This window comes from Pelotomaculum isophthalicicum JI, assembly GCF_029478095.1.
Taxonomy (GTDB): domain Bacteria; phylum Bacillota; class Desulfotomaculia; order Desulfotomaculales; family Pelotomaculaceae; genus Pelotomaculum_D; species Pelotomaculum_D isophthalicicum.
Map to the genome: position 1 here is coordinate 66,774 of NZ_JAKOAV010000014.1, position 22,723 is coordinate 89,496.

Annotated in this window: 22 protein-coding genes, 1 pseudogene and 1 riboswitch; of the genes and pseudogenes, 21 read left to right on the forward strand and 2 right to left on the reverse strand. The window is 45.2% G+C overall.

The window, feature by feature from the left end; translation table 11 throughout:
• The first annotated feature begins 106 nt into the window (after positions 1-106).
• From L7E55_RS08965 to L7E55_RS09055, 18 genes are all read left to right on the forward strand, one after another.
• Positions 107-301, forward strand: a complete 195-nt coding sequence (locus tag L7E55_RS08965; protein ID WP_277443807.1) for a small, acid-soluble spore protein, alpha/beta type — start codon at positions 107-109, stop codon at positions 299-301.
• Positions 302-480: 179 nt separating this feature from the next.
• Entirely contained in the window at positions 481-1,095 is a 615-nt protein-coding gene (locus L7E55_RS08970; protein WP_277443808.1) for a DUF47 domain-containing protein, read from the forward strand.
• Positions 1,096-1,105: 10 nt separating this feature from the next.
• On the forward strand, positions 1,106-2,113 hold the full coding sequence (locus tag L7E55_RS08975) for an inorganic phosphate transporter (protein WP_420852031.1): 1,008 nt from the start codon (positions 1,106-1,108) through the stop codon (positions 2,111-2,113).
• Positions 2,114-2,349: 236 nt separating this feature from the next.
• The gene (gene spoIVB / locus L7E55_RS08980) at positions 2,350-3,549 is read left to right on the forward strand and encodes a SpoIVB peptidase (RefSeq protein WP_277443810.1); all 1,200 of its coding nucleotides are present in this window, start codon (positions 2,350-2,352) and stop codon (positions 3,547-3,549) included.
• Between the two features lie 142 nt (positions 3,550-3,691).
• Complete coding sequence (gene spo0A, locus L7E55_RS08985) at positions 3,692-4,462, forward strand: sporulation transcription factor Spo0A (RefSeq protein ID WP_277443811.1); 771 nt, start codon at positions 3,692-3,694, stop codon at positions 4,460-4,462.
• Positions 4,463-4,601: 139 nt separating this feature from the next.
• Positions 4,602-5,318 carry a DUF4760 domain-containing protein gene (locus L7E55_RS08990; protein WP_277443812.1) on the forward strand — a complete coding sequence of 239 codons (717 nt, stop codon included), beginning with the start codon at positions 4,602-4,604 and terminating at the stop codon, positions 5,316-5,318.
• Positions 5,319-5,441: 123 nt separating this feature from the next.
• A complete protein-coding gene (locus L7E55_RS08995; protein WP_277443813.1) occupies positions 5,442-6,089 on the forward strand; it encodes a carboxypeptidase-like regulatory domain-containing protein in 648 nt (215 codons plus the stop codon).
• A 231-nt stretch (positions 6,090-6,320) separates the two neighbouring features.
• Positions 6,321-7,919, forward strand: a complete 1,599-nt coding sequence (locus tag L7E55_RS09000) for an NAD(P)/FAD-dependent oxidoreductase (RefSeq protein WP_277443814.1) — start codon at positions 6,321-6,323, stop codon at positions 7,917-7,919.
• A 402-nt stretch (positions 7,920-8,321) separates the two neighbouring features.
• Positions 8,322-9,569 carry a BaiN/RdsA family NAD(P)/FAD-dependent oxidoreductase gene (locus L7E55_RS09005; RefSeq protein ID WP_277443815.1) on the forward strand — a complete coding sequence of 416 codons (1,248 nt, stop codon included), beginning with the start codon at positions 8,322-8,324 and terminating at the stop codon, positions 9,567-9,569.
• A 20-nt stretch (positions 9,570-9,589) separates the two neighbouring features.
• The gene (locus tag L7E55_RS09010; RefSeq protein ID WP_277443816.1) at positions 9,590-10,396 is read left to right on the forward strand and encodes a YlmH family RNA-binding protein; all 807 of its coding nucleotides are present in this window, start codon (positions 9,590-9,592) and stop codon (positions 10,394-10,396) included.
• Positions 10,397-10,428: 32 nt separating this feature from the next.
• Positions 10,429-12,225, forward strand: coding sequence for an oligoendopeptidase F (pepF, locus tag L7E55_RS09015; protein WP_277443831.1), 1,797 nt, complete (start codon positions 10,429-10,431; stop codon positions 12,223-12,225).
• A 24-nt stretch (positions 12,226-12,249) separates the two neighbouring features.
• Positions 12,250-13,089 (forward strand): helix-turn-helix domain-containing protein, encoded by an 840-nt coding sequence (locus L7E55_RS09020; RefSeq protein ID WP_277443817.1) that lies wholly within the window; start codon positions 12,250-12,252, stop codon positions 13,087-13,089.
• Between the two features lie 572 nt (positions 13,090-13,661).
• A riboswitch (cyclic di-GMP riboswitch) is annotated at positions 13,662-13,745 on the forward strand.
• A gap of 476 nt (positions 13,746-14,221) precedes the next feature.
• A complete protein-coding gene (locus L7E55_RS09030) occupies positions 14,222-14,791 on the forward strand; it encodes an HD-GYP domain-containing protein (protein WP_277443818.1) in 570 nt (189 codons plus the stop codon).
• A 193-nt stretch (positions 14,792-14,984) separates the two neighbouring features.
• Entirely contained in the window at positions 14,985-16,253 is a 1,269-nt protein-coding gene (locus L7E55_RS09035; protein ID WP_277443819.1) for an ATP-binding protein, read from the forward strand.
• 22 nt (positions 16,254-16,275) lie between these two features.
• A complete protein-coding gene (locus L7E55_RS09040) occupies positions 16,276-16,626 on the forward strand; it encodes an STAS domain-containing protein (protein ID WP_277443820.1) in 351 nt (116 codons plus the stop codon).
• A 4-nt stretch (positions 16,627-16,630) separates the two neighbouring features.
• The gene (locus L7E55_RS09045) at positions 16,631-17,839 is read left to right on the forward strand and encodes a PP2C family protein-serine/threonine phosphatase (RefSeq protein ID WP_277443821.1); all 1,209 of its coding nucleotides are present in this window, start codon (positions 16,631-16,633) and stop codon (positions 17,837-17,839) included.
• Positions 17,840-17,848: 9 nt separating this feature from the next.
• Positions 17,849-18,160, forward strand: a complete 312-nt coding sequence (locus L7E55_RS09050; RefSeq protein WP_277443822.1) for an STAS domain-containing protein — start codon at positions 17,849-17,851, stop codon at positions 18,158-18,160.
• A gap of 30 nt (positions 18,161-18,190) precedes the next feature.
• On the forward strand, positions 18,191-20,233 hold the full coding sequence (locus tag L7E55_RS09055; protein WP_277443823.1) for a FapA family protein: 2,043 nt from the start codon (positions 18,191-18,193) through the stop codon (positions 20,231-20,233).
• Here L7E55_RS09055 and L7E55_RS09060 read toward each other — a convergent pair.
• Positions 20,220-20,341 (reverse strand): annotated as a pseudogene (locus tag L7E55_RS09060) (IS1595 family transposase); the annotation flags it as partial. The gene L7E55_RS09055 and the pseudogene L7E55_RS09060 overlap by 14 nt on opposite strands.
• A 167-nt stretch (positions 20,342-20,508) precedes the next feature.
• On the reverse strand, positions 20,509-20,985 hold the full coding sequence (locus L7E55_RS09065) for a ferritin-like domain-containing protein (protein WP_277443824.1): 477 nt from the start codon (positions 20,983-20,985) through the stop codon (positions 20,509-20,511).
• Between the two features lie 293 nt (positions 20,986-21,278).
• Here L7E55_RS09065 and L7E55_RS09070 point away from each other — a divergent pair, with 293 nt between their 5' ends.
• From L7E55_RS09070 to L7E55_RS09080, 3 genes are all read left to right on the forward strand, one after another.
• Positions 21,279-21,548, forward strand: coding sequence for a hypothetical protein (locus L7E55_RS09070; RefSeq protein WP_277443825.1), 270 nt, complete (start codon positions 21,279-21,281; stop codon positions 21,546-21,548).
• 227 nt (positions 21,549-21,775) lie between these two features.
• A complete protein-coding gene (locus tag L7E55_RS09075) occupies positions 21,776-22,378 on the forward strand; it encodes a hypothetical protein (RefSeq protein WP_277443826.1) in 603 nt (200 codons plus the stop codon).
• Between the two features lie 49 nt (positions 22,379-22,427).
• Positions 22,428-22,723, forward strand: a 296-nt coding sequence (locus L7E55_RS09080; protein ID WP_277443827.1) for a transposase, incomplete at its 3' end; no start/stop codon positions are given.

A 22,723-nucleotide genomic window follows, 5' to 3' on the forward strand; every position in this document is an offset into this window, starting at 1 on the left:
AGATTAGCAAAATAACATTATTTAGCCGCTCTGTCGCGTTATAAATGATCTATGATAATCGAATAATAATAAAAGCTGTTGTTCCATAAAAAAGGAGGTTGGGCTAATGAGCAGAAGGCGTGGAGGAGTAATGTCCGAAAGGCTGAAGTATGAATTAGCCGACGAGTTGGGCGTAGGCGGCGTGGTACGCAGGGATGGCGGCTACTTCGGTAATGTTTCTTCGAAAAACTGTGGTAACCTGGTCAGACTTGCGATCGAACGGGCCGAACAAACCATGGCGGGGAACAATGGCTGGAAGTAAAAAGATGCCCTTCAAGGGCATCTTTTTAACATATACCTCTTATCCGTCGTAAAGCCATATAAATATCAATCAAGTTTTTTTTTGACATATTTAATTTTGTTAACTTAAGATTGATTTTGTGTCAAGTTATGATAATATACCAGAGGAAGTAACATTTTCTCCCCGGGAGGAGTCTGGTTATGTTTCAAAAGAAAAAAGACGTTTTTTTTGATAATTTGGTGATGATAGCTAAAAATCTTCAGCTTGCTATTCAGGTTTTCCGCGAAGAAATAACCAAACTGAGCGATGCGGAAGAATTCGCCCTGCAACTCAAAACTGTTGAGGATATGGGGGATCACTATACTCATGAAATTATTCTGGCTTTAAATAGAACCTTCATAACTCCTTTTGAACGTGAAGACATACTGGGGCTTACTTTGAAACTGGATGATGTATTAGATTGCCTGGAAGCGTGCGCTTCCCGCCTGGAGCTTTATAATATCCTCGAAGCAGACGATTATATGATGCTTTTTACGAAAAATATTGAAATGTGCATCCAGGAAATTGTTTACGCGATAAACCACCTGGTGGAAAAAAGGCTTACGGATATGACCAACCATACCCATAAGATTAACGAATTGGAAAATGTGGCGGACGACCTGCTCCGGGATAGTCTGAAAACACTTTTCTCCACTTGTACCGATGCGATTGAGTTAATTAAAAGGAAAGATATATATGGCATGATGGAAGCTGTATCAGATTCCTGCGAGGACGTGGCTAATATTCTTGAAGGTATTATGATGCGGAGTTCTTAAGGGGGGATTAATGTTGGACTCAACAGCAATCCTCATTGGCTTGGTCGTGCTCCTGGCCCTTTCATTTGACTTTATTAACGGTTTTCATGATACAGCCAATTCGATTGCCACGTCAATTTCCACAAAAGCGCTTCCCCCCAGGATTGCTATTTTGCTGTCCGCCGCTATGAACTTGCTCGGAGCGATGCTGTTTACCGGGGTAGCGCAAACCATCGGCGGGAAAATTGCCAATCCAATGCAGCTGGAGCATGGCATGTATATTGTTGCCGCTGCGTTGCTCTCGGGCATTGCCTGGAATTTAATTACCTGGTATTACGGAATACCGAGCAGTTCTTCACATGCCCTAATCGGTTCCCTAACCGGGGCCGTTATCGTCGCCGGCGGGTATCAAGCGGTAAATTATAAAGGTTTTTTAACTATTATCGAGGCATTAATCATATCACCACTAATTGCTTTTTCAGTGGGTTTTATCATTATGAACTTAATCAGAATCATTTTTAAAAATGCCCATCCTGGCAAGCTAAACAGACGTTTCCGTTCTCTTCAAGTATTTACAGCCGCTTGGCAGGCTTTCAGCCATGGCACTAACGACGCGCAAAAATCAATGGGTATTATCACTTTCGCTTTGGTGGCAGGGGGGCTGCAGGCGAACCTTGAAGTGCCGTTTTGGGTAAAAAGTTCATGCGCGTTAGCGATGGCGCTGGGAACTTCGGTCGGCGGTTGGAAAATTATTAAAACTGTCGGCACCCAAATTTTCAAGTTAGAGCCTTCAAGCGGTTTTGCGTCCGACGTTAGTTCAGCGTTGATAATCATTATCGCTACTTTTTTAAAATTGCCGGTTAGTACAACTCACGTAATATCATCTGCCATTATGGGCGTTGGTTCGGCTAAGCGTGTTTCCGCCGTAAAGTGGGAAACAGCTGAAAAAATCGTCATGGCATGGATGATTACACTGCCAGTTACCATTATCTTTGCTGGTTTGACATATTGGATAATTTCTTTAATATTTAATTTTTAATACAAAATTAACGTTAAAAAAATAAATGTGTTCTTGCTTAATGAGGAAATAAAACAATAAGTTACAAAGCAATTTCAAAGTCAATATAATTGCCGTATTGGCAAGTTGAGGCACATTTAGGCGGAATAAAAGTGATTTATTAAGGTTACTTTAAGATTACACGATATTATTTAAAATATTTCATGATATCGCGAATATATGGAGGTGGGACGACACTAAAATTGGAGGGGTGATGCTTGAGGGGAAAAAAACGGGGTTTATTAGATAATATTTTCTTGTTTTTATCCGGAACGCTTATTATTTATGGTTTTTTATTTTCATCCGGATGGCATGTCGCAGTAAGTGAACCGCTAAAATTAAATATCCCCGTTCCCATTTATTGTAATAATATAATAGCGCAGTTGCGTCAAGGGTTTAATGATCATCAAGAATCGCCCGTTAATATTGTTCCCCAAGTTAGGGTTGTGCCTGGCGGCCAGTCGATTGGGGTTTTGCTTCGCTCCCAAGGGGTAATTGTAGTAGGTCATTCGATAATTCAGGACCAGTCCGGTAATAAGGTTAACCCTGCCGGAGACGCCGGAATTAGCATCGGAGATGTAATCTTAAAAATTAACGGTGAGGACGTTAAAAGTGAAGGGCAAGTACGGGATTTGGCAGCCCGTGCAGGTGCCTCCGGACAAGCTTTGGATCTGGAGGTAAAACGTGGAGGAGATATTTTTTACACCAAAATAAATCCGGTGTACTGTACGGAAACTTCCCGTTACCGGATTGGCCTTCTGATCAAAGATAGTGCGGCAGGCCTTGGAACACTGACATTTTACGAACCGGAAAGCAGGATTTATGGTGCATTAGGTCATGTTATTACCGATGTTGGATCAACTGAACCATTCGATTTATCTGAGGGAAAGATAATTGGGGCGAGCGTTCAGGCAATTCATCCGGGAAAGCGCGGCCTGCCGGGGGAAAAAATTGGGATATTTCAGGACGACAAGCAGATTAACGGCACTATTTCGAGGAATACGAAACTTGGCATCTTTGGAAATCTGCAAAAGCCTCTCGATAACAACGGCAATAACATGCTGATGACCGTAGCGCCAGCGAGTCAAATTCACGAGGGGACGGCAGAAATCCTGACTGTATTGAAAGATGAACAGGTCGAAAAATTTTCAGTTGAGATAATGAAAATCAACTTAAAAGCCGTGCAGGATGGTAAAGGGATAATTATAAAAATTACTGACCCGCGCCTTCTCGAACAAACCGGCGGAATTATTCAAGGTATGAGTGGAAGCCCAATTATTCAAGATGGAAGCCTTGTTGGCGCGGTAACCCATGTTTTTGTAAATGATCCGACGAGAGGTTACGGTGTGCCGGTGGAGTGGATGCTGCGGGAAGCGGAAATATTTCCTATGGAAAAAAATATTAAAATGGCAAGTTAGAAAACATAAGCTTTGCGGGATTTACTATGCCAACAATTACCATTTTTTTAAAATCACATGAAGGATTTTTTTTTTTGCCGTCGAATCATTTTGATTATACTATAAATTACAAAATATAGAAATTAGGAGGCGGGCAAATTAGATGACAGGAAAGTCTATACGATTAATGATCGCAGATGATAATAGAGAATTCTGCGAATTACTGAAAGAATTTATTAACCAGCAGGAAGACTTGGATCTTATTGGTATAGCCTATAATGGTTTGGACGCGCTGCAAATGATCAGGGAAAGCAATCCTGACATAATCGTCCTTGATATTATCATGCCGCATCTTGACGGTATCGGTGTGCTGGAAAAACTTGTTTCGGACAGCACCTTCAATAAACCGAAAGTAATTATGTTGACTGCTTTTGGTCAGGAAAGTGTGACCCAAAAAGCGGTTGAACTGGGAGCGGACTATTATATTCTAAAACCTTTCGATTTTAATGTTTTAGCTACCAGGATTCGCCAATTGGCAGAGGGAATAAATGTGACGCAGTATATTACACCGGTAAAACCAAAAAATCTTGATGTGGCTGTTACTAATATTATTCATGAAATGGGTGTGCCCGCGCATATAAAAGGTTATCATTATCTGAGAGACGCTATTCTGATGGTTATTAGTGAGGTAAGTTTACTTGGCGCTGTTACAAAAGAGCTTTATCCAATGATTGCCATGAAGTATCAAACAACACCCAGCAGAGTTGAGCGGGCGATCAGGCATGCGATAGAGCTAGCCTGGGACCGTGGAAACGTTGAGATGATGACTAAATTTTTTGGTTATACGATTAACCTTGAGCGCGGCAAACCTACGAATTCGGAATTTATCGCCATGGTGGCCGACAAACTGCGGATTGAAACGAAGGTCAGTTAAAATCTGATAATATTCCTAATTGTCACTAAAAAACACTTCCCATTTTATTGGTTTCACGCTAATAAACAGGAGGTGTTTTATTTTTGCTAACTTTGAATTTACGTTAATAGTTACGCATATTTATTTATAAGGTGATTTTATGGATACTGGATTTATTTCGAATTGGCTGCAGGCGATTGCAACTTTACTGGCGGCTTTTGTAACAATATTAACATATATAATATATAGACGTTTGAACAATGTTGAAAAAACTAAAATAGTGCTCGATATTTATGAACGTCTATTTACAAGAAAAGAATGCATAAAGATAATTGAAAAAATTGAATTAGGGGAAGGCAAATTTTGGATACCTGTTGAAGATAAAGAAATCCAAAATAGAGAAGATATTATAACTGATTTAGAAATAGATGAATATCTGGGTTTTTTTGAATTACTTGGTGATTTAGTAAAGAGAAACATAATTGATTTTAAAGATGTTTATAACGCGTTTAGTTACTATATAAAAATGACATGGAAACATAAAGGTATCAGAGAATATATCGATGATTTAAGAAATGATGAGAAAGATCCGGAAATATATGAAAATCTTGAATATTTAAGTGGAATGGTTATTCTAAGATCAGAAGGTGGTTTTAATTTGAGTCAATTTGTAAAAGAAATTACAGGTTTAGTGTTAATTATTTTGTTTTTCGCATTAATCGGTGTCGGAATTAACAATGAAAATTTTACAATTATTTTTCTTGGAATAGGTGGTGCAATAGCTTCTGCATTATTCTGGTATTCCTCGTTACAGAATAAAATCTATAATAAAATAGCTAATTCTGCGAGGCATCATAACAATAGTGATATCAAATAACTATTTTTAATCACAATTCTTTCCATTTCAATATTATTAATTTTTCCGGTATAATAAATTATAGAATAATAATCCCACAGAAGAAAAAATTTATATATTTTTACCAGTATTGGAGGATTTTCATTGAAGGAACAAACTTTAACGACTAATAATCTGGTAAAATTAATAAAATGGACAAGATCGGTAGATGTTACTATACCAGTTTCAAATGTTGAGATATTTCAACGTGTTGAAAAAATAAATACGTTTCTTATGGAAAATGCTATCTTGCAGGTTCAAATATTTATTAAATTATTCGCGCTAACCTCCTCTAAAGAAGAAAACAAGGCTAATATTAGCAAGTCCACGGTATTTACAAAGGACGTGGAGATTAATACTTTAATCGAGCTGAATAATGAAATAACTAAAGAAGATATTGTTTCTTTAGATCACCAGGTAAATATCGAAAAATATTATCCCCGTCCCGACAGTATAGTCGTTAACGGTACCATGAAGATAACTATCACTTATATAGAACACCTTACCCTAAGCGGTACAGTTATTAATTTTTTAAATAGGATGCCAATTGCCGGTGCTACAATAAATATCAGGAATTTGGACAGTGATGATATTTTGGCTTCGGCTAAGACAAACAGTAAAGGGTTGTATTCTTTTAATAATTTACCTCCCGGCGTTTTTTTACTGGAAGCTATCACCGAGTTTCATAAACCGGAACAGAAAATAAGTGTCATAAAGAATAAAGATATAGTGAACTTTGTCCTGCATAGCTAGGGATAGTCCTTGCATTCCGGGTATCTGTTTATTGCGATTGTTATTTTTTCTGCAGCGAAAAGGCGACTGTAACCGTGATGATTCAGCGGTATACAGCCGCCTTTTTATTTCTACCTCATACTAAATCAATATAATCTTGAATTGTGTATAGTTAATATATTAAAAAGAGAGACTTTATTGTATGATACTGGTAATAAGAATGTGACTAATCTTGAAGGGAGAATCTAAACCTTGATCAGGGTGGCGGGGCTAAAAATTCCGGTGGACGGGAATAAAACACAATTAGAACAAGCCCTGTTGAAAAAACTCGGGATTAGCGGTCAAGAACTGCTTGACTTTAAGATTTATAAGCAGTCTGTGGATGCCAGAAAGGCGGGCATAATCTATTTCGTCTATACTGTTGACGTAAAACTGGCTAAAGAAGACGCTATCCTGAAAAAGCTGAGGAACAACCGGGATGTATCTGTATCTCCCCGGATGGTGTACGAATATGTAAAAACCGGCCAAAATATTTTAACACACCGGCCGGTGATTGCCGGGACCGGTCCCGCCGGGTTATTTGCCGGCCTGCTCCTGGGCAAGATGGGGTACCGGCCGCTCTTGCTGGAGCGGGGCGGTGATGTTGATACCAGGATTGCGGCAGTGAAAAAGTTTTGGGAAACCGGTAAACTGGACCCGGAATGCAACGTACAATTCGGGGAAGGCGGCGCGGGAACTTTTTCAGACGGGAAACTGACAACACTGATCAAGGATGTAAGGTGCCGTAAAGTTCTGGAGGTTTTGATCGAGGCCGGCGCGCCGGAAGAAATTATATACTCATATAAGCCGCATATCGGCACTGATAAGTTGAGGACAGTAGTAAAAAATATCCGTAGACAAATAACGGAATTGGGCGGGGAAATCAGGTTCGGCACTAAAGTAACCGATCTGGTAATCAAAGATGGAAGGATTACAGGCGTAACGGTTAACAACAACGAGGTATTAGATGTGAATGTGCTGGTGCTGGCCCTTGGTCATAGCGCCAGGGACACTTTTGAAATGTTGCTTGCCAGAGGAGTGGAAATAACCCCTAAAGCTTTTTCCATCGGGGTCCGTATTGAACACCCGCAGGAACAGGTAAACCTGACGCAATATAAAGAACTCGCCGGCCACAAAAATCTTGGAGCGGCGGATTACAAGCTGGCTTACCACGCTTCAAACGGCAGGTCGGCTTACACATTTTGCATGTGCCCGGGTGGTGTGGTGGTGGCGGCTGCTTCCGAAGAAGGATGTGTGGTAACCAACGGAATGAGTGAGTACGCCCGCGACGCTGAAAACGCCAATAGCGCTCTTCTGGTCGGGGTAAGTCCCCGTGATTTCCCAAGTGACCACCCGCTGGCCGGCGTGGAGTTCCAGCGAAAGTGGGAAAGTAAAGCTTTTCATTTGGGTGGTGGAAATTACTGTGCTCCGGCGCAACTGGTGGGTGATTTCCTGGCAGACAGGCCGTCTGTCAGGCTGGGAGCGGTAAAACCGTCATATAAAAAAGCTGTGCAGCTATCCGAACTAAAGCGCTGTTTGCCTGATTATGTGATCGAAACACTACGCGAAGCGATCCCGGCGCTGGATAAAAAAATGCGCGGCTTCGCCCGGCCGGACGCCGTGATGACCGGTGTTGAAACCAGGAGTTCATCCCCGATCAGGATAATCAGGGATGAAAACTTTGAAACGCGGATCAAAGGCCTATACCCGGCGGGAGAAGGCGCAGGGTATGCCGGGGGTATTGTGTCCGCCGCGGTTGACGGGATCAAGGTGGCGGAAGCCATTGCCAAGATATATGCGCCATTTTCTTAAACTTTATTTGAGGTAGATTACTTTGAGCGACATTTTATTATTGTAAAGTATACGTTACAATATTTACGGTGAAAATGTAAAATAGGTGATTAAAAGTGGCAATTGTTGATCTCGAGCGACCTAAGTTACTCAGAACGGTGACTTAAGGCTAGTCAAAAAAATGGTTATTCTGCAGTTGCTGTTTAATAAATCAAGGGGTTATCGCTTCTCAGAGCGATAACCCCTTTGCTGTTTTATGCCAAAAGCGGGTTGTAGTCGACGGTTCAACCGATGGTGGGGCTGAATGGTTTGGAATTTGATAATTTAGGAATGTTACTATAAAATTGTTATTAAAGCCCACAGGTTGCTAAAGAGCGAATTTGTTCAACATATATAGGTTGTTTTAGCCGGAGGTCTAAGATTATGTCCGATAATTTAATGGCCAGGGTTGTAGTTATAGGTGGCGGGGCGGCGGGCATCATGGCTGCTATTGCGGCCAGGCACGCGGGGGCCGATGTAACTATAATGGAAAAGAACCAGCGGGTTGGCAAAAAGATCTTGGCTACCGGAAACGGCAGGTGCAACCTGACTAATGTCGGTCTCGAAATAACAAATTATCACGGCAATAACCCGGAATTCGCCAGTGAGGCGCTAAGCCGGTTTAATGTACAAAAAACCATAGATTTTTTTGAATACCTTGGAGTAACCCATAAAGTAGAGGATGGAGGCAAGGTTTTTCCCCGTTCCGACCAGGCTTCCAGCGTGCTCGACGTAATGCGTTATGAACTGGATGAAACCGGTGTGGAAGTAATTTGCGAGGCTGAGGTTAAAGAGGTCAAGAAAAACGCGCGGGAGTTTGTTATTAACCTGGCGGACGGGAGAGTGTTCCGGGCTGACCGGGTTATTGTCGCGACCGGCGGGAAAGCGGCCCCGCAGCTTGGCTCCAACGGGAGCGGCTACGACCTGGCGAAAAAATTCGGGCACAAGATCGTTGAGCCGTTTCCGGCGCTGGTGCAGTTAAAATTGGCGGCTAAATTTCTAAAACAGGTTAAAGGGATAAAATTTGAAGGGTATGCGGAGATTATCGTCAATAAAATGCCGGTTGCCGGTGCGCAGGGGGAAATATTATTTACCGAGTACGGCATATCCGGACCGCCAATCCTGAGCCTGAGCCGCATAGCCGGGGAATATGCGCAAAAAAAGCAAAAAGTACACCTGGGGTTGAATTTAATTAACTACTTTTCCGGACAGAAACTGGAAGAGTATCTGACCAGGCGTTTTCAAACAAGGCCGGAAAAACCCCTGGCCTTCAGCTTTGTCGGTTTTATTAATAAAAGGCTGGCTCCCGTTGTTTTGCGCGAGGCCGGGATTGCCGATGCGAACAAACCCGCGGGACAGGTTGCCGCCGGGGAACTTAAAAATATCATTAGGATTCTTAAGGACTGGCGTTTTGAGATAACCGGCACCACTTCCTGGCCGAACGCCCAGGTCACCGCGGGGGGTGTGGATGTGGCGGAGGTCAATGCACAAACCATGGAATCAAAGATCGTTCCCGGGCTATACTTCGCGGGAGAAGTGCTGGATATTGACGGCGACTGCGGCGGCTTCAACCTCCAGTGGGCCTGGTCCTCCGGCCACGTGGCGGGCAAAAGCGCGGCAGCCGGGCGTTAAAGAAACGGTAGGGTTCAAATATGCAGGTTGAAAATAAAGAATCATTGCTTAATTTAGCCAGAAACGCGGACGAAAGACTCTTTGCCGCGCGGTGCCTTGACTATGTCCACGCGGTGGTGAAAGCAAAAAAGGCTGTTGTGCTTACGGGGTTCCTTGATCCCGGTCAGGTGGGCCTGCTGGAGGATATTTGCCGCGGATACGGGGAGGTCAGGGCGCTGCTCTGGGGCGGATACCCGGAGGCTGAGCGGCGCAGGGCGCTGGTAGTGGCTAAAGACAATCAATGGTATGAAGAGGACTACAAGGTGGAGATTTTACAGGTAGTACCATTGAAGACGGACAGTCTGCCCGGCCATCGTGATTACCTGGGTTCTCTGATGGGGCTGGGGATCAACAGGGATAAAATAGGGGATATCGTCCGGCAGGATAAAGGTGTGGCTGTTTTTGCCGCCAAAGAAATATTGGCTTTTCTAAGCCAAAACCTGAATAAAGTTGGCCGGTATCCGGTAACAGTACAACTATTGGATGGAGCAAATTTTGAATTCAGTGCGCCGGTGTTAATTGAGAAAGTGGTTACCACCGCCTCTCCGCGCCTTGACGCTTTGGTGGGCAAGGCTTTTAACTTGTCAAGAACTGATTCAACACTACTAGTTCAACAGGGGAAGGTTTTTCAAAACTGGCGCCAGCAGGTCAACCCGTCAAAATTGGTTGTCGAGGGCGATGTGATCTCTTGCAGGGGGCGCGGGAGGTTCCGGGTGCTTAAAAGTGCGGGTATGACCAAAAAAGCGCGTGAAAAATTTATTTTGGGATTCGATCCCGAATACAAATGATTATGTGAAAGGAGGTTTGTGATTTGAAAAAGATGGGTAGTTTACCTGCCAGAAAGGAAATCCCGGATCAGTACAAGTGGCGGCTGGAGGATATATACGCGGCTGATGAACTTTGGGAGCGGGATTTCCAGCAGGTTCAGAAGATGGCAAGTGAAGTTGAATCTTATCGGGGGAAGCTTGGACAATCGGCAATTACCCTGCTGGGAGTTTTACAAGCGGAGGAGCGGCTTCAGGAACTCATCGAGAAATTATATGTTTATGCCCGCATGCGCAGGGATGAGGAAAACAGCAATCCGGTTTATCAAGCATTGACGGACCGGGCCGACAGTCTGAACACAAGTGTGGAAGCGGCGCTTTCCTTTATCGTGCCGGAAATACTGGCTATTCCCACAGATGTCCTGAAGCGCTTCCGGCAGGAGGAGCAAGCTCTGGCGCGTTATCATTTTGTCTTGGATGAAATTCTCCGGTTCGCGCCCCATACCCTGTCCGCGGCCGAGGAGCAGATTATCGCCCAGGCGGGGGATGTGATCCAGGCGCCCAGCAATATTTTTAAAATGATCAACAACGCCGATCTCACTTTTCCCTCCATCCGTGACGAAGAAGGAAAAGAAGTAGAAGTTACGCACGGACGTTATCTTCAGCTTATGGAATGCGGGGATCGCCGGGTCCGGCAGGAAGCCTTTTCGGCTCTATACAGTTCTTACCGGAAATTAAAAAACACCTTGGCCGCCACGATTAGCAACAGTGTGAAAAAAGACGTGTTTTATACCAGGGTGAGGAAATACCCCACTGCCATGGAAGCCGCTCTCTTTTCCGACAATATACCGCCAGCCGTATACGAAAACCTCATTGCCACGGTGCGGGGCAACCTTGACACCATGTACCGTTACGTGGCTTTGCGTAAGAAGCTGCTTGGGCTGGCTGAATTGCACATGTATGATTTGTATACCCCGATGGTGAAAGATGTGTCATGGGAAATCCCATACGAGGAAGCTGTGGCTCTGGTCAGGAAAGGATTGGCTCCGTTAGGCCCTTCTTATGGGGAAATCATGGCCAGCGGCTTGGCGTCGGGGTGGGTGGATGTTTATGAAAACAAGGCCAAAACCAGTGGCGCTTATTCCTGGGGACCTTATGGAGTGCATCCTTATGTTTTGATGAATTACCAGGATAATCTCAACAGTGTTTTCACGCTGGCTCATGAACTGGGGCACGCCATGCATACCTATTATTCATACCGGGAGCAACCGTATGTCTATGCTCATTACAAGATTTTTACGGCGGAAGTGGCTTCCACGGTTAATGAGTCCCTGCTGATGGCGTACTTGCTGAATATTGAAACCGACCGGAACAAAAAATTGTACTTACTGAACCATTATTTGGAGGAATTCCGGGGTACGGTATTCAGACAGACTATGTTTGCCGAATTTGAAAAAGTCATCCATGAGAAAGTCGAGGCCGGCATTGCCTTGACTCCTGCTCTATTAAGTGAGATATATCGCCAGCTGAATGTCGACTATTACGGACCGGGCATTGTTATCGACAAGGACATAGATCTGGAATGGGCCCGCATTCCCCATTTTTATTCAGCGTATTATGTGTATAAGTATGCCACGGGTTTTTCGGCAGCTACCTCGATAAGTCAACAGATCCTCAGGGAAGGAGAAGCGGCGGTTAACCGTTACTTGAATTTCCTGAAAATGGGGGGTTCCGATTACCCGCTCGACTTGTTGAGAACAGCCGGAGTGGACATGACCACACCTCAACCCGTGCAAGACGGGCTCAATTTATTCGCCCGGCTGCTGGAACAGATGGAAACATTGACAGCCTAGAATTATTATGGAAGACGTTTTTACATGGTTGGTATAGCGCAATCTGAGATAACAAAAATTCAACGTTTGGTCGGGCCGGTTGAACAGGAACAGCTAATTCATGTGGATTGTTTTGCCGGTGAGAATGTCGGTGTGTTTATGCCGGTAACCGGGCCTTGTTATTACGCGGTTTCGCCCCGGCATACACATCCTTCTTACATGTTCACAATTGCTTTTAATGACAGGACTGCTCTAAAGATAGGTGAAGATACAATTCAGTCCCCGCAGGGGAAAATTTTAGCGCTGTCACCGGGCATCCCTCACCATGAGGTGCATTCCGGTCAACACCCGGGATATGTGGCAATTCTTATTGAAAAAGAGTTTTTTCAAGAGCAGTTGCTGGCATACCCAGTCACTCAAAATATTGTTTTTCGCGGAGCTGTATATGAATGTTTGCCTGCTTTATTATCAAGACTTAAGGAATTCATGATTGAAATTGATAATAAGATGCCTGGTTCTGAAATTATCGTAAAGGCGCTCAGCGTTGAGTTGTGCCATTTAATCATTAGAAGCATATTTAATATTAATTGTAAAAGAGACCGGATAAAATACCGATTTGAAATAGACAAAACTATTGATTATATGCATTCTAATCTATGGCGAAAGATATCCGTTGAGCGGTTGGCGGGGATAGCCAACATGTCCCCGTCATATTATGCGAGAATTTTTAAAAGAGAGACCGGTCTGACTCCGATTAATTATTTAAATAACATAAGTTATGCAGTTACAGGAAAACAGCACCAATTCCATAACAACAAAAATGGTTGTGAAGGCCAAAATTTTTCGATGAACCTTGAAAACCGATCGCCAGTTGTGTCAAAATAGACTTGGATTTGTTGCTCGTAACAGCAAATCCGATGGCTGGCGTTGAATAAGTACCCGACCATTTCACGGTGGGAGAGGGCTTCTTCGGCGCCTTCTTTATTCAGATTCATTTTTGTATCACCCGTATCGACAATGATGGCAAAAAAATACCATCCATTTCGATTATTGGGCGATTTTAAAAATGGTACTTATTTACTGTAAGTGCATAACTACTGGCCTGTTAAAACAGTTGAAAACTCACGAATTTGCTTTTCAGGCTTACGATCCAATGGCCCTTTCAAAACACAGGCAACGACATTGGCTTGGTGTGCATCCAAGCCGGCACAACATGTACGTATTGCATCCAAATTAACATCCTTCCTTTCTAAGCAGGGCACAACCGCCTGATCATCTGAAATTTGATGGGTGTGCTCGTGGCAACAACATATTGTACTCAAGCCGGATGGCAGTGCAACCCGCGCCGAGACATCTGCCGTAGTCAGCCTCTTCCTGAATGTACAGCCAGGATAATGGTCCTATTATTAAGACTTAGGTCCTATTGACACTGGGACCGTCGAAAGATACAATGTGTTAAAAGAAAAAGGTAAACCCAGTCGAAAGATGGGGACGCAAAGCCACGGGTCTAAAGCGAAAGCTATGACAGCCGGGTTGCCGTGAATATTTTTTAATTGAGACACTACCTTTCACGGCAAGGTAGTTTTTCGTTTTTATATAGTGCGTTAGTACTATAGCAATGTCGTCTTGGTGCTAAATTAACGGAATTTTGGTTTTGATTAAGGCTATGAATGAGTAATTTTATAGTATTTTGAAATTACGGGTGAAAAGTCATGGATCTTAGTTGCCAGACATATTCCAGAAAAATGGCTTGGTTCGGAATTACCCCCCGGAACAACATTGTTTCAATCATGTATAAAATAGCACTATGCAAATCTATAAGAACATATGTTCTGGGGGGGGGGGGGGTGATATTTCAAAATTTACCATAATTATGCGTATATGCAATACTCTGCTTATATCCTCTCTTTATGCCAACCACTTTAAGCGCGCTGGATACCGCGCACCTCCACTTATTACTGTAGCCACGCCACAAATTTTCCTCCATTAAAAATATTGTCCCGAGGTGTCTTCAAATTTGAAGTTGACGTTTATTCGTGTTGCCGAAACCTTACTCAAGGTAATCGAAGCACGCGACGCAAGTTGTGCGGCTCACTCACGAAAGGTCGCGCTACTCGCCAAAATTATCTCCGGGGAAATGGGCATGACTTTAAAAATGCAAGAATACCTATACTTGGCCGGCTTGTTCCACGACATTGGCAAGGTCGGAATAAAGGACTCATATCTGTCAAAGCCGGGAAAGTTAAGCCCTGCCGAATGGGTTGAAATAAAAAAGCATCCGGTTATTGGCTGCGAGATAATCAAGACGATCCCGGGTTCGCAAGATATCAGCCTGATGGTGCTTTATCACCATGAACGGTACGACGGGAAGGGTTATCCTGCTGGTTTGCAAGGTGAAGCCATCCCCCTGGGAGCACGTATTTTAGCCGTGGTGGACGCATTCGATGCGATGGTTGCAGATCGGATTTACCGCCCGAAGCTGGAGCGGGAGGCAGCTATTGCTGAACTAATGCGTTGCTCCGGAAGTCATTTCGATCCGTCCGTCGTGGAAGTATTTTGCCGGGTCTTACCTGGAATAAAAGTGTAGCTTAAAAGAGATCGTTTATATGGGAAGCTCCCCTGTCTATAAAATTCGATGCATTTCCTGTGCTGGTTGATAATCACGTATCAGGCGATTTGCTTTTACCCTTATGTGGTTTTATATAAAGTTTTCGATTTCTCCATGTTTAACTCATTGTAGCTGCTGTAAGTTTGTTTTGGTTGTGGTGGTGGAGTAAAAAGTGCAGAAATGTCAAATTTGTAGCCAACAATATCCTGATCGCCCGTGTCAGAAGTGCCCGGACTTCATTGGCGGAGGGGAGATGCGCCATGAGTTGCACCAGCCGATACCCGTGACGCTGGAAGCGCCGGACGGCTTGAAATATCCAGCCGAAATTTTGGTTCTGAACCCGATCGAGCTGGGATTGAGGACAAAAGCACCCCTGCAGGGCCAGTATACCATCCGGTTGCTTGATCAACTGATGCTGGAAGTAAGGCCGGTGGTAATAAGGGGTAAAGGTGATACTCACCCTTTCGATATTTTTGTTGTTCAACGTGCGGGAGAGACCTCATCACGCCTGGGCGGAGAAGTCTACCGCCTGCTTACCAGCACCACCGGACAATTCATTGAAGAAATCAGCCAACAGATGCCCGACCATCTTAAGGAATTGGTGCGTCAACGTTTAATGGCGGAAGTGGAAAAGTCGGAACTAATCAATGCCATGCGTTTAGGCCGGGTGCTGAAATATGAGCGCGGCAGGTTTCGACATCTTTCCGGACAGACAGACATGGACTTGCCTATGGAAGAAGTACGATCCTTGATGCATGAGGTGGTCAGATTGGGTAACCATCGGAGAGAGGTTATCATCAGCGCCGAGGGCGGGCGAGTGTTGGATCTGCACGGCATTCCTTTTGATTATCAAAGCGGCGGCCTGCTGGCTTTCGATATAACCGACATTATCGAGAAGGAAAGAAAAATCCACCGCCAGCAAATACAGGCATACCGGGAAGCCATGGCGGCGGTAACCGGCGGACGTTTCAACCTGGTCAGCCGGGAGGAAGCGAAAAATTTTATTGTAAAAGAACGGATACTGCTGCATTCCTATCTCAAGGAGCCAAAGGACATAGCTTTAGCCCGGTTGTCGTTAAAGAAAGTGTTATCCGCCATCCCATCTTCCAGGCATTACCATGTCCTCCTCTGTTTTTCGGAAGCGCTTACTAATGTCCTGAAGCATGCCGTATCAGGCGAATGGTTCGCCGTTCAATTGGATGGAAGACTTCGGCTGGTGGTAAAAGACGATGGGCCGGGCATCAAACTTGCCGACTTACCCAAGGCAACCCTGATGCAGCACTATTCCACCAAGAATTCCCTGGGCTGCGGCTTTACCCTGATTACCCATTACGCAGATCGACTGTACCTGCACACAGATGCGGGCGGTACCATGCTGGCAATGGAATTCGACAATTCAAGGTCGGGAAATCCCCCTTGCAGCCAGCCGGAAAAACAGTAAGGTGGAAGAGGAGGTCTTGTTTTTGCTTAAAAGCTTGCTCCGGATAGACGAAAACGTTCGCTATGTATGCCTCGAAGGGGAACTGGACCTGGAAGCCGTGGATGTACTGATTGAACTTACCCTGAGCAACTGCGAAAACGAAAAGTCCCTGGTTTTGGACTTGGGCGGTGTCAGCTTTGTTGATTCCACCGGCATCCATTGTTTGCTGGAAATATGGCGCCAATGGCGGCAGCGTGAGAAGTCTGTGCAGTTGATAAATGTGCAGGAGGATGTGAGTGAAATCCTCAGGCTGGTGGGGCTGGATGAGTTTTTTAAAGTGCCCGGCCCCCATGAGAACGGAGAAGTTTTTTGGAAGGTAAAAAAAACCAGGTGAGATTATGGAGGACCAGCGACTAATAACCGGGGATGATTTGAACCCGGAATGGCGGCTAAAAAGGGTATTGAATGATCTTGGGACTCTAATCAATGTCGATTATACTGCCTTAGTGGGTATCAGCGGAGAATCGCTTACTGTGCTGGCAGAATGGCGCAAAAGTGAAGATGGAGAATCCATCCTCCTTTCGCTTCTGCAAAAAGATTTTAACGACTATGTCCGCGCAGTGCATGACCGGGGTAATAGCCCTCATGCTCCGGAGGCTGGAGCGGGTAATACAACCGGCTGCACCTGGAAAAGCGCTCTTACCATGGCAGTGCCTGTGCCGGTGGAGAAAGGAGTTCTGGGCGTACTAGTACTGGGGTGCAAAAAGCCGCGCCGGTTTTCTGACTTAGCCCTTAAAACAATATCTATAGTTGCCCGCGTCCTGGGTTGGGCGCTGGAAGATGCCCTGCGGTGCAGGCTGGCGCGGAAAAACCTGGAGGACGTAAAGTCCGAACTGGTCCTGGCCCAAAAAGCACAAGAAAACCTTTTGCCGCAGTATTTTCCCGAGTTGGAAGGGATAGAGATAACCGGCCGGAGTATACCCGCCCGGGTTGTAGGGGGCGACTACTTTGACTTTCTGCTCCTGGACGGGGGACGGTTGGTAGCGGTAATCGGGGATGTTATGGGCAAAGGTATGGCGGCCGCCATGTTGATGTTTATACTGCGCAGCACTCTACGGGCTATTCTTGCCGAAGAAAAGGACCTATCCAGGGTTTTGTCGCGGTTGAATGCCATTGTAGGGGTAGACCTCCGCCGGGCCGGGGCTTTTGCCACTTTTTGCATCATTGTATATGATCCGGACTTGCGCCAGATCTGCTGTTTCAATGCAGGGCATCATTACCCTTTATGCTACCAGGGTGGGAAGGCGGAAACATTAATAACCAATGGAATTGCCCTGGGGCTTCAAGAAAAATATGATTACAAAGATTCCCGGAAGCTCGCCCTATTCTCAGGAGAGGTAGTTCTTCTTTATACCGACGGGGTAGTGGAAGCCCGTAACCAGCACGGCGAAAAATTTGGGCTCGCCAGGCTGAAAGAGGTATTACAGTTAAATGCAGGCCGCAACGCTGCCGGAATCCGGGAGGCTGTTATAGAGGCGGTTTCGCGATTTGCCAGGGGCACATCCCAAAAAGATGACATTACCCTCGCTGTTATAAAAGTAAGGTAGGGAAGTTTTATGCAAATAAGAAAAAGGAAAACCCTGGAAAACGTTATTTTGGATCTGAGCGGGGAGTTGGATTTCAGCAACGTCGATGAACTAAAAAACCAGGTCCTTGCAGAGCAGGACGGGGGAAAGATCACTATAAATATGGCGGCAGTAGATTTTATCGATTCTTCAGGGGTAGGAATACTTCTTCATCTGGCCCGGGAGCTTTCCGAGCAGAACCGGGTTTTTGAAGTTATCAATATTCCGGAAAGCATCCGGGAAAGTATGGCGCTTATCGGTTTTTTTCAGGTTATAGAAGCAATACAGGTGAACGGATCCTAGGTAATTATCATAGCCTGGGGAGGGATGGTCATGCAAGAAGTTGTGGTTCAAGGGGCAACTGTTCAGGACGCACTGAAGCAGGCAATGCATTTGCTTGGTGCAAAGCAGTGCGAGATTCAAATACAGGTGCTTAATCCCGGAAGTTCCGAAGTAGCGTGTCTTGGCAGGCGTCCCGCGGTTGTTAGGGCGTGGAAAAAGAAGGAATCAGAAAAGCCTTCGGAAGGCGATTTCCAGTCTATCACGGCGTCAGATCACGAAGAGCAAACCGGCCCACTGGCAAATCCTGAATCATTGGCTGTAACTGCCGAAAGGTCTATATCCCTTGCAAGGGTGGAATACGGCGAGATAATATTAGAATATTCTAAGGGGGAGCCTTACCCTGTTGTGGTTCCCTGTCCAGGAATAAATTTATGGGTTAACGGAAACCGGCGCACTGAGCCGGTTGCGTTGACAAAAGAGGATGTTATCCGGCTTGAAGCCGTCAATGAAGAACGAGAGGGCGGCTGGCACTTGCAGGTTTCGGAGGACGGCATGAGTGCAGTTCTGCACGTCCGACCGAAGTTACGTATTACCCGTGAAATTGTTGATCTCCCTCCGTCAAATCACTTGCATATTGAGGTAAAAGAAAAAATTGAGAAACTGCCGCCGGTAAGTTTGGAAGAAATTATACAGGAATTGAACAAGCAGGGGATCATTTTTGGCATCGACTGGGAGGCGTGTGCCCGGGCGGCCGCTTCCTGTCACGAGGAAGAAGTGATTATTGCCCGGGGGCGGCCTCCGGAACGGGGGCAAGATGCCCGTATAGAATTTTTTTTTAGCCTTAACGAGAAGGTACCTGTTATTAGCGGCGACGCAGGAAGGATAGATTACCGTGAACGATTTGCATTTACCTCGGTGGATGCGGGAACTATTTTAGCGCGAAAGTATCCAGGGGGACCGGGAGTGCCGGGTGCCACCGTAAAGGGTGGAGTTACTGCCCCCCCTCCCCCCCAAGATGTTGTTCTCAAGGCCGGTAGAGGGGTTGCCCTGGTTAATAACGGATTGGAAGCAGTGGCGTTAGATACCGGGCGCCCCCTGCTGCTGCAGAATAAAAATCTTTCTGAAATCACAATCTACCCCGGTTTGGTCCACTCCGGCGATGTCGACCTGTCTTCCGGGAATATAGCTTTCAAAGGAGATGTACTGATTGGCGGGAACGTTAATGAACGAATGAATGTGGAAGCGCTCGGCGATGTGCGGGTGGCTGGTCATGTGGCACAGGCGATGATCCAGGCTTCCGGTTCCATCCTGGTGCAGGGAAATGTGCTTTCTTCCATTTTGGTAGCCGGTGGAGAGAATGCGTTTATTCAGGACTTGGCACCTTTAATTGATAACATTCATAAACAATTACAGCTCTTGCTAAGGGCAATAAACCAGCTACAGGGTAATCAGGCATTTAAAACCGGCGACCTGAAAGGCGGTATCGGCCCCCTGTTAAAGTTATTATTGGAGATTAAATTCAAAAACTTGCCACAGATGGTCAAGTTGCTGAAAGATTTATCACGTAACTTGCCAGAGCAGTTAAGCGGGGAAAAACTGATTGTATTGGTGCGAAGTCTGGAGCACGCTTTCATTTCCGCGCCGTTATCCATCCGGGATTGTAAGGAACTGCATGCTATGAAGCACGGGGTGGGTGATTTAATAGACAGGTTAACGTCAATTTCGGGGCAAAAAAGTGATATTTTACTGAAACATGCTCTAAATTCCGACATACGGGCCACGGGCAGCGTGAAAGTCGTAGGAACGGGGTGCTATAATACCCGGATTGTTGCCGGCGGTACTGTGGAGGTGGAACGGACTTTTCGCGGCGGGGAAATTCAGGCCGGGGGCAATGTATATGTCGGCGAACTGGGTGCAAGGAGCGGAATTCGGGCCCGTATTAAGGTGCCATGGGAAAGAAAAATATCCCTTGGCCATGTACATGAAAATGTCATAGTCCAGGTAGGTGACCGCCAGTTCAGGTTTGACCGGGAAGAATATGGAATAATTATGAGGTTGGATAAAGAGGGCAATCTGATTAACAGAACTCATTAAGATAAGTCTGCACGTGTTTAGAATTGAGCCCGTGAAAAGTACCAACAATAAAGGCATTGACGTTGGAGGTCACTGTATGGAGCATTTTAAGTGGTCAGGGTTTTCTTTTGGGATTGAACTCTTATCCTGACACCAGTAACCCCGCCTCTATTACCCCGGTATGCCAGGCATGTATTCCCTGCCGGAAAAGAAAGACGAAAAGAAATAATAAGGGTATTCTCAAGTAACGTAAAGCAGGGCGTAAAATTCGCCCTGCATAGTCAAAAGACCCTGCTTTAAGGGTTATGGGAAAATGGATATACTGTGCCCGACTGCACTTTTTGGATGCCCAGGGCTTTTTCCAGGTCAATGGCGTGCTCCTGCTCCACCACCGCAATATTTCGAATCTTTTGGGCCGAGTCGTAGAGTTGAAGCGCTTCCAGTTGTTCAATGCGCTGTAGATAACGGCGAATGGCATCGTACTCGACTTGCAGGTCCTGGCGAAGCATTTCCACATTATTCAGGGATGTAAGCCTGTTGGCCACTTCCACGGTAGGGATGCCGCCGAGGTACTGAATCAGGTCGCTTAAGACCACAGCGTGTTCATGTTCTTCCTGGGCATGTTCCAGCAATTCATCAATGACGGCTGTATACTCAGGGGCCCGTGAGCATACTGGAGTGTGCTGGATGTACTGGATCATGGCTGCATACTCCCAGGACAGGTCCAGGTTTAAACCGTTGATTACTTGTTCCAGTTGTATTTGACTGGTCATACCTTTGCTCCCATTCCTTTTTTTGTAAATATTGTATTTAAAAACGTTCCCTTTAGTGAGTTAATAGTGGAATCTTGGACAGGACAGTACCAGAGCATGTCCGCTCGATATTTCATTGAACTTCCATAAGCAAGTTTTAATACGCAGAAAAAACTTTTTGACAACAAATTTGTTAAGCTTTTGCTTATCTTTATGGGGACATGGAATAAACCCATATCTAAGCATTACCTTTTAGATATGGGTTGTTTGGTTGTAGAGTGTAAACCCACAGTAAAACAACAGCGGTTGTGCTTTTGCACTTTAAAAGTGGAACCATTCCACCTAAAAACGATTACATTATCGGTTTTTTGAACGGCCTGCGGGATAAATTTAAAGAACAGGTGGAATCAAAAGGCTACGCATTGGTACTGGTAAAAGATGCCCTGGTCGTTAAGGCTGTGGAGGATAAGAAATTAAAGAGTGGCCGGACCAGCCGGATTGTTATGGCTGGCTCAACCGGTGCCAGGGAAGCCGGATACCGGGAGGGGCGAAAATTTAACGAGAAGCGGAAGATGCTCCAATAAACTAAAATGGTTAGTGCTCAACATAAAGATTTAATACATCAACCAACTACCTTTTATGATTAGGACTATTGCTACCATTTACGGTACTAAAGCACTCTGTTCTGGCTCTGTGACTATGATTATTCACTATTAACAGTAGTTATGCACTTACAGTAAATAAGTACCAAAAAAAATTTAAGAAAATACTAAAAACCCCTTGATATTTTCAAAATCGCCCAATAATCGAAATGGATGGTATTTTTTGCCATTACATTGTCGATACGGGTGATCCAAAAATGAATCTGAATAAACCGCTCTTTGAAAACAAACAACATGGTCCTGGTGGTGGTATTCCACTCCTGAAGAGTCTTTGGGAGAAATTTGACCTCTCACTACTCTTTTTGCAGACGGGGATTGTCAAGCATTCCGGTGTTCCCGGCTGGTTAATGTCTTTTGCCTATATCTGTGGTTTGATTGCTCAAAAGCCCTCGGTCAACCAGAATGCAGATTTCACCTCAGATTCTCCCATTCTGAAGGTTTTATTGAAAGGGGAATCCATCAGCCAGTCCGCTTTCAGCCGGTTTTTCTCAAAACCCTTTGAGTGGCTCCAGTTTGCGGTTGGCCGTATCCAAAGGCTTCAAGAACACCCGGAATCCCGGTTATCCGAAGGGGATGTGATTGCTTTGGATGACACCAAAGTGGCCCACCCGTTTGGGAAAAAACTTCCCTTCCTGTGCTGGCTGTTTGATAGTTCTACCCGGAATCATATCTGGTGTATGAACTTAATTTCCACTTACGCCCGTTTTGAAAAACGGCCTGGAATATCCCCTCTTCTGGCGATTCTGGCGTAAAACTGAAAACCAGAATGACAAGAAAACCAAGCTGGAACTTGCACGAAAAATGCTCCTGGATCTCCGCAGTACCTGTCATAAACGGCTATGGGTAGCAATGGACCGCTGGTTCTTATGCAAGGATTTCTTCAACTGGCTGGCCGGGCATAACTTCGACTGGGTGACCAAGGCCAAGAAAAACACTGTTTTGTATTGCAAATATTTTGATCCGGTATCCCGAAAAGAGCAATATAAGAAGGTCAACCCGAAGGAACTGCTCCGTACCGTTTATAAACAACTCTCTACTCTCGGTAAAGGTGGTGTCATCAGCATTCCCGATATCTACATCAAACTTCCCTATAACAC

What these genes read in the sequence shown, in the direction of transcription:
- L7E55_RS08965 (WP_277443807.1), top strand. Translation starts at nt 107, where the DNA reads ATGAGCAGAAGGCGTGGAGGAGTAATGTCCGAAAGGCTGAAGTATGAA.
- L7E55_RS08970 (WP_277443808.1), top strand. Translation starts at nt 481, where the DNA reads ATGTTTCAAAAGAAAAAAGACGTTTTTTTTGATAATTTGGTGATGATA.
- L7E55_RS08975 (WP_420852031.1), top strand. Translation starts at nt 1,106, where the DNA reads ATGTTGGACTCAACAGCAATCCTCATTGGCTTGGTCGTGCTCCTGGCC.
- spo0A (WP_277443811.1), top strand. Translation starts at nt 3,692, where the DNA reads ATGACAGGAAAGTCTATACGATTAATGATCGCAGATGATAATAGAGAA.
- L7E55_RS08990 (WP_277443812.1), top strand. Translation starts at nt 4,602, where the DNA reads ATGGATACTGGATTTATTTCGAATTGGCTGCAGGCGATTGCAACTTTA.
- L7E55_RS09005 (WP_277443815.1), top strand. Translation starts at nt 8,322, where the DNA reads ATGTCCGATAATTTAATGGCCAGGGTTGTAGTTATAGGTGGCGGGGCG.
- L7E55_RS09010 (WP_277443816.1), top strand. Translation starts at nt 9,590, where the DNA reads ATGCAGGTTGAAAATAAAGAATCATTGCTTAATTTAGCCAGAAACGCG.
- pepF (WP_277443831.1), top strand. Translation starts at nt 10,429, where the DNA reads ATGGGTAGTTTACCTGCCAGAAAGGAAATCCCGGATCAGTACAAGTGG.
- L7E55_RS09020 (WP_277443817.1), top strand. Translation starts at nt 12,250, where the DNA reads ATGGTTGGTATAGCGCAATCTGAGATAACAAAAATTCAACGTTTGGTC.
- L7E55_RS09045 (WP_277443821.1), top strand. Translation starts at nt 16,631, where the DNA reads ATGGAGGACCAGCGACTAATAACCGGGGATGATTTGAACCCGGAATGG.
- L7E55_RS09050 (WP_277443822.1), top strand. Translation starts at nt 17,849, where the DNA reads ATGCAAATAAGAAAAAGGAAAACCCTGGAAAACGTTATTTTGGATCTG.
- L7E55_RS09055 (WP_277443823.1), top strand. Translation starts at nt 18,191, where the DNA reads ATGCAAGAAGTTGTGGTTCAAGGGGCAACTGTTCAGGACGCACTGAAG.
- L7E55_RS09065 (WP_277443824.1), bottom strand. Translation starts at nt 20,985, where the DNA reads ATGACCAGTCAAATACAACTGGAACAAGTAATCAACGGTTTAAACCTG.
- L7E55_RS09075 (WP_277443826.1), top strand. Translation starts at nt 21,776, where the DNA reads ATGGATGGTATTTTTTGCCATTACATTGTCGATACGGGTGATCCAAAA.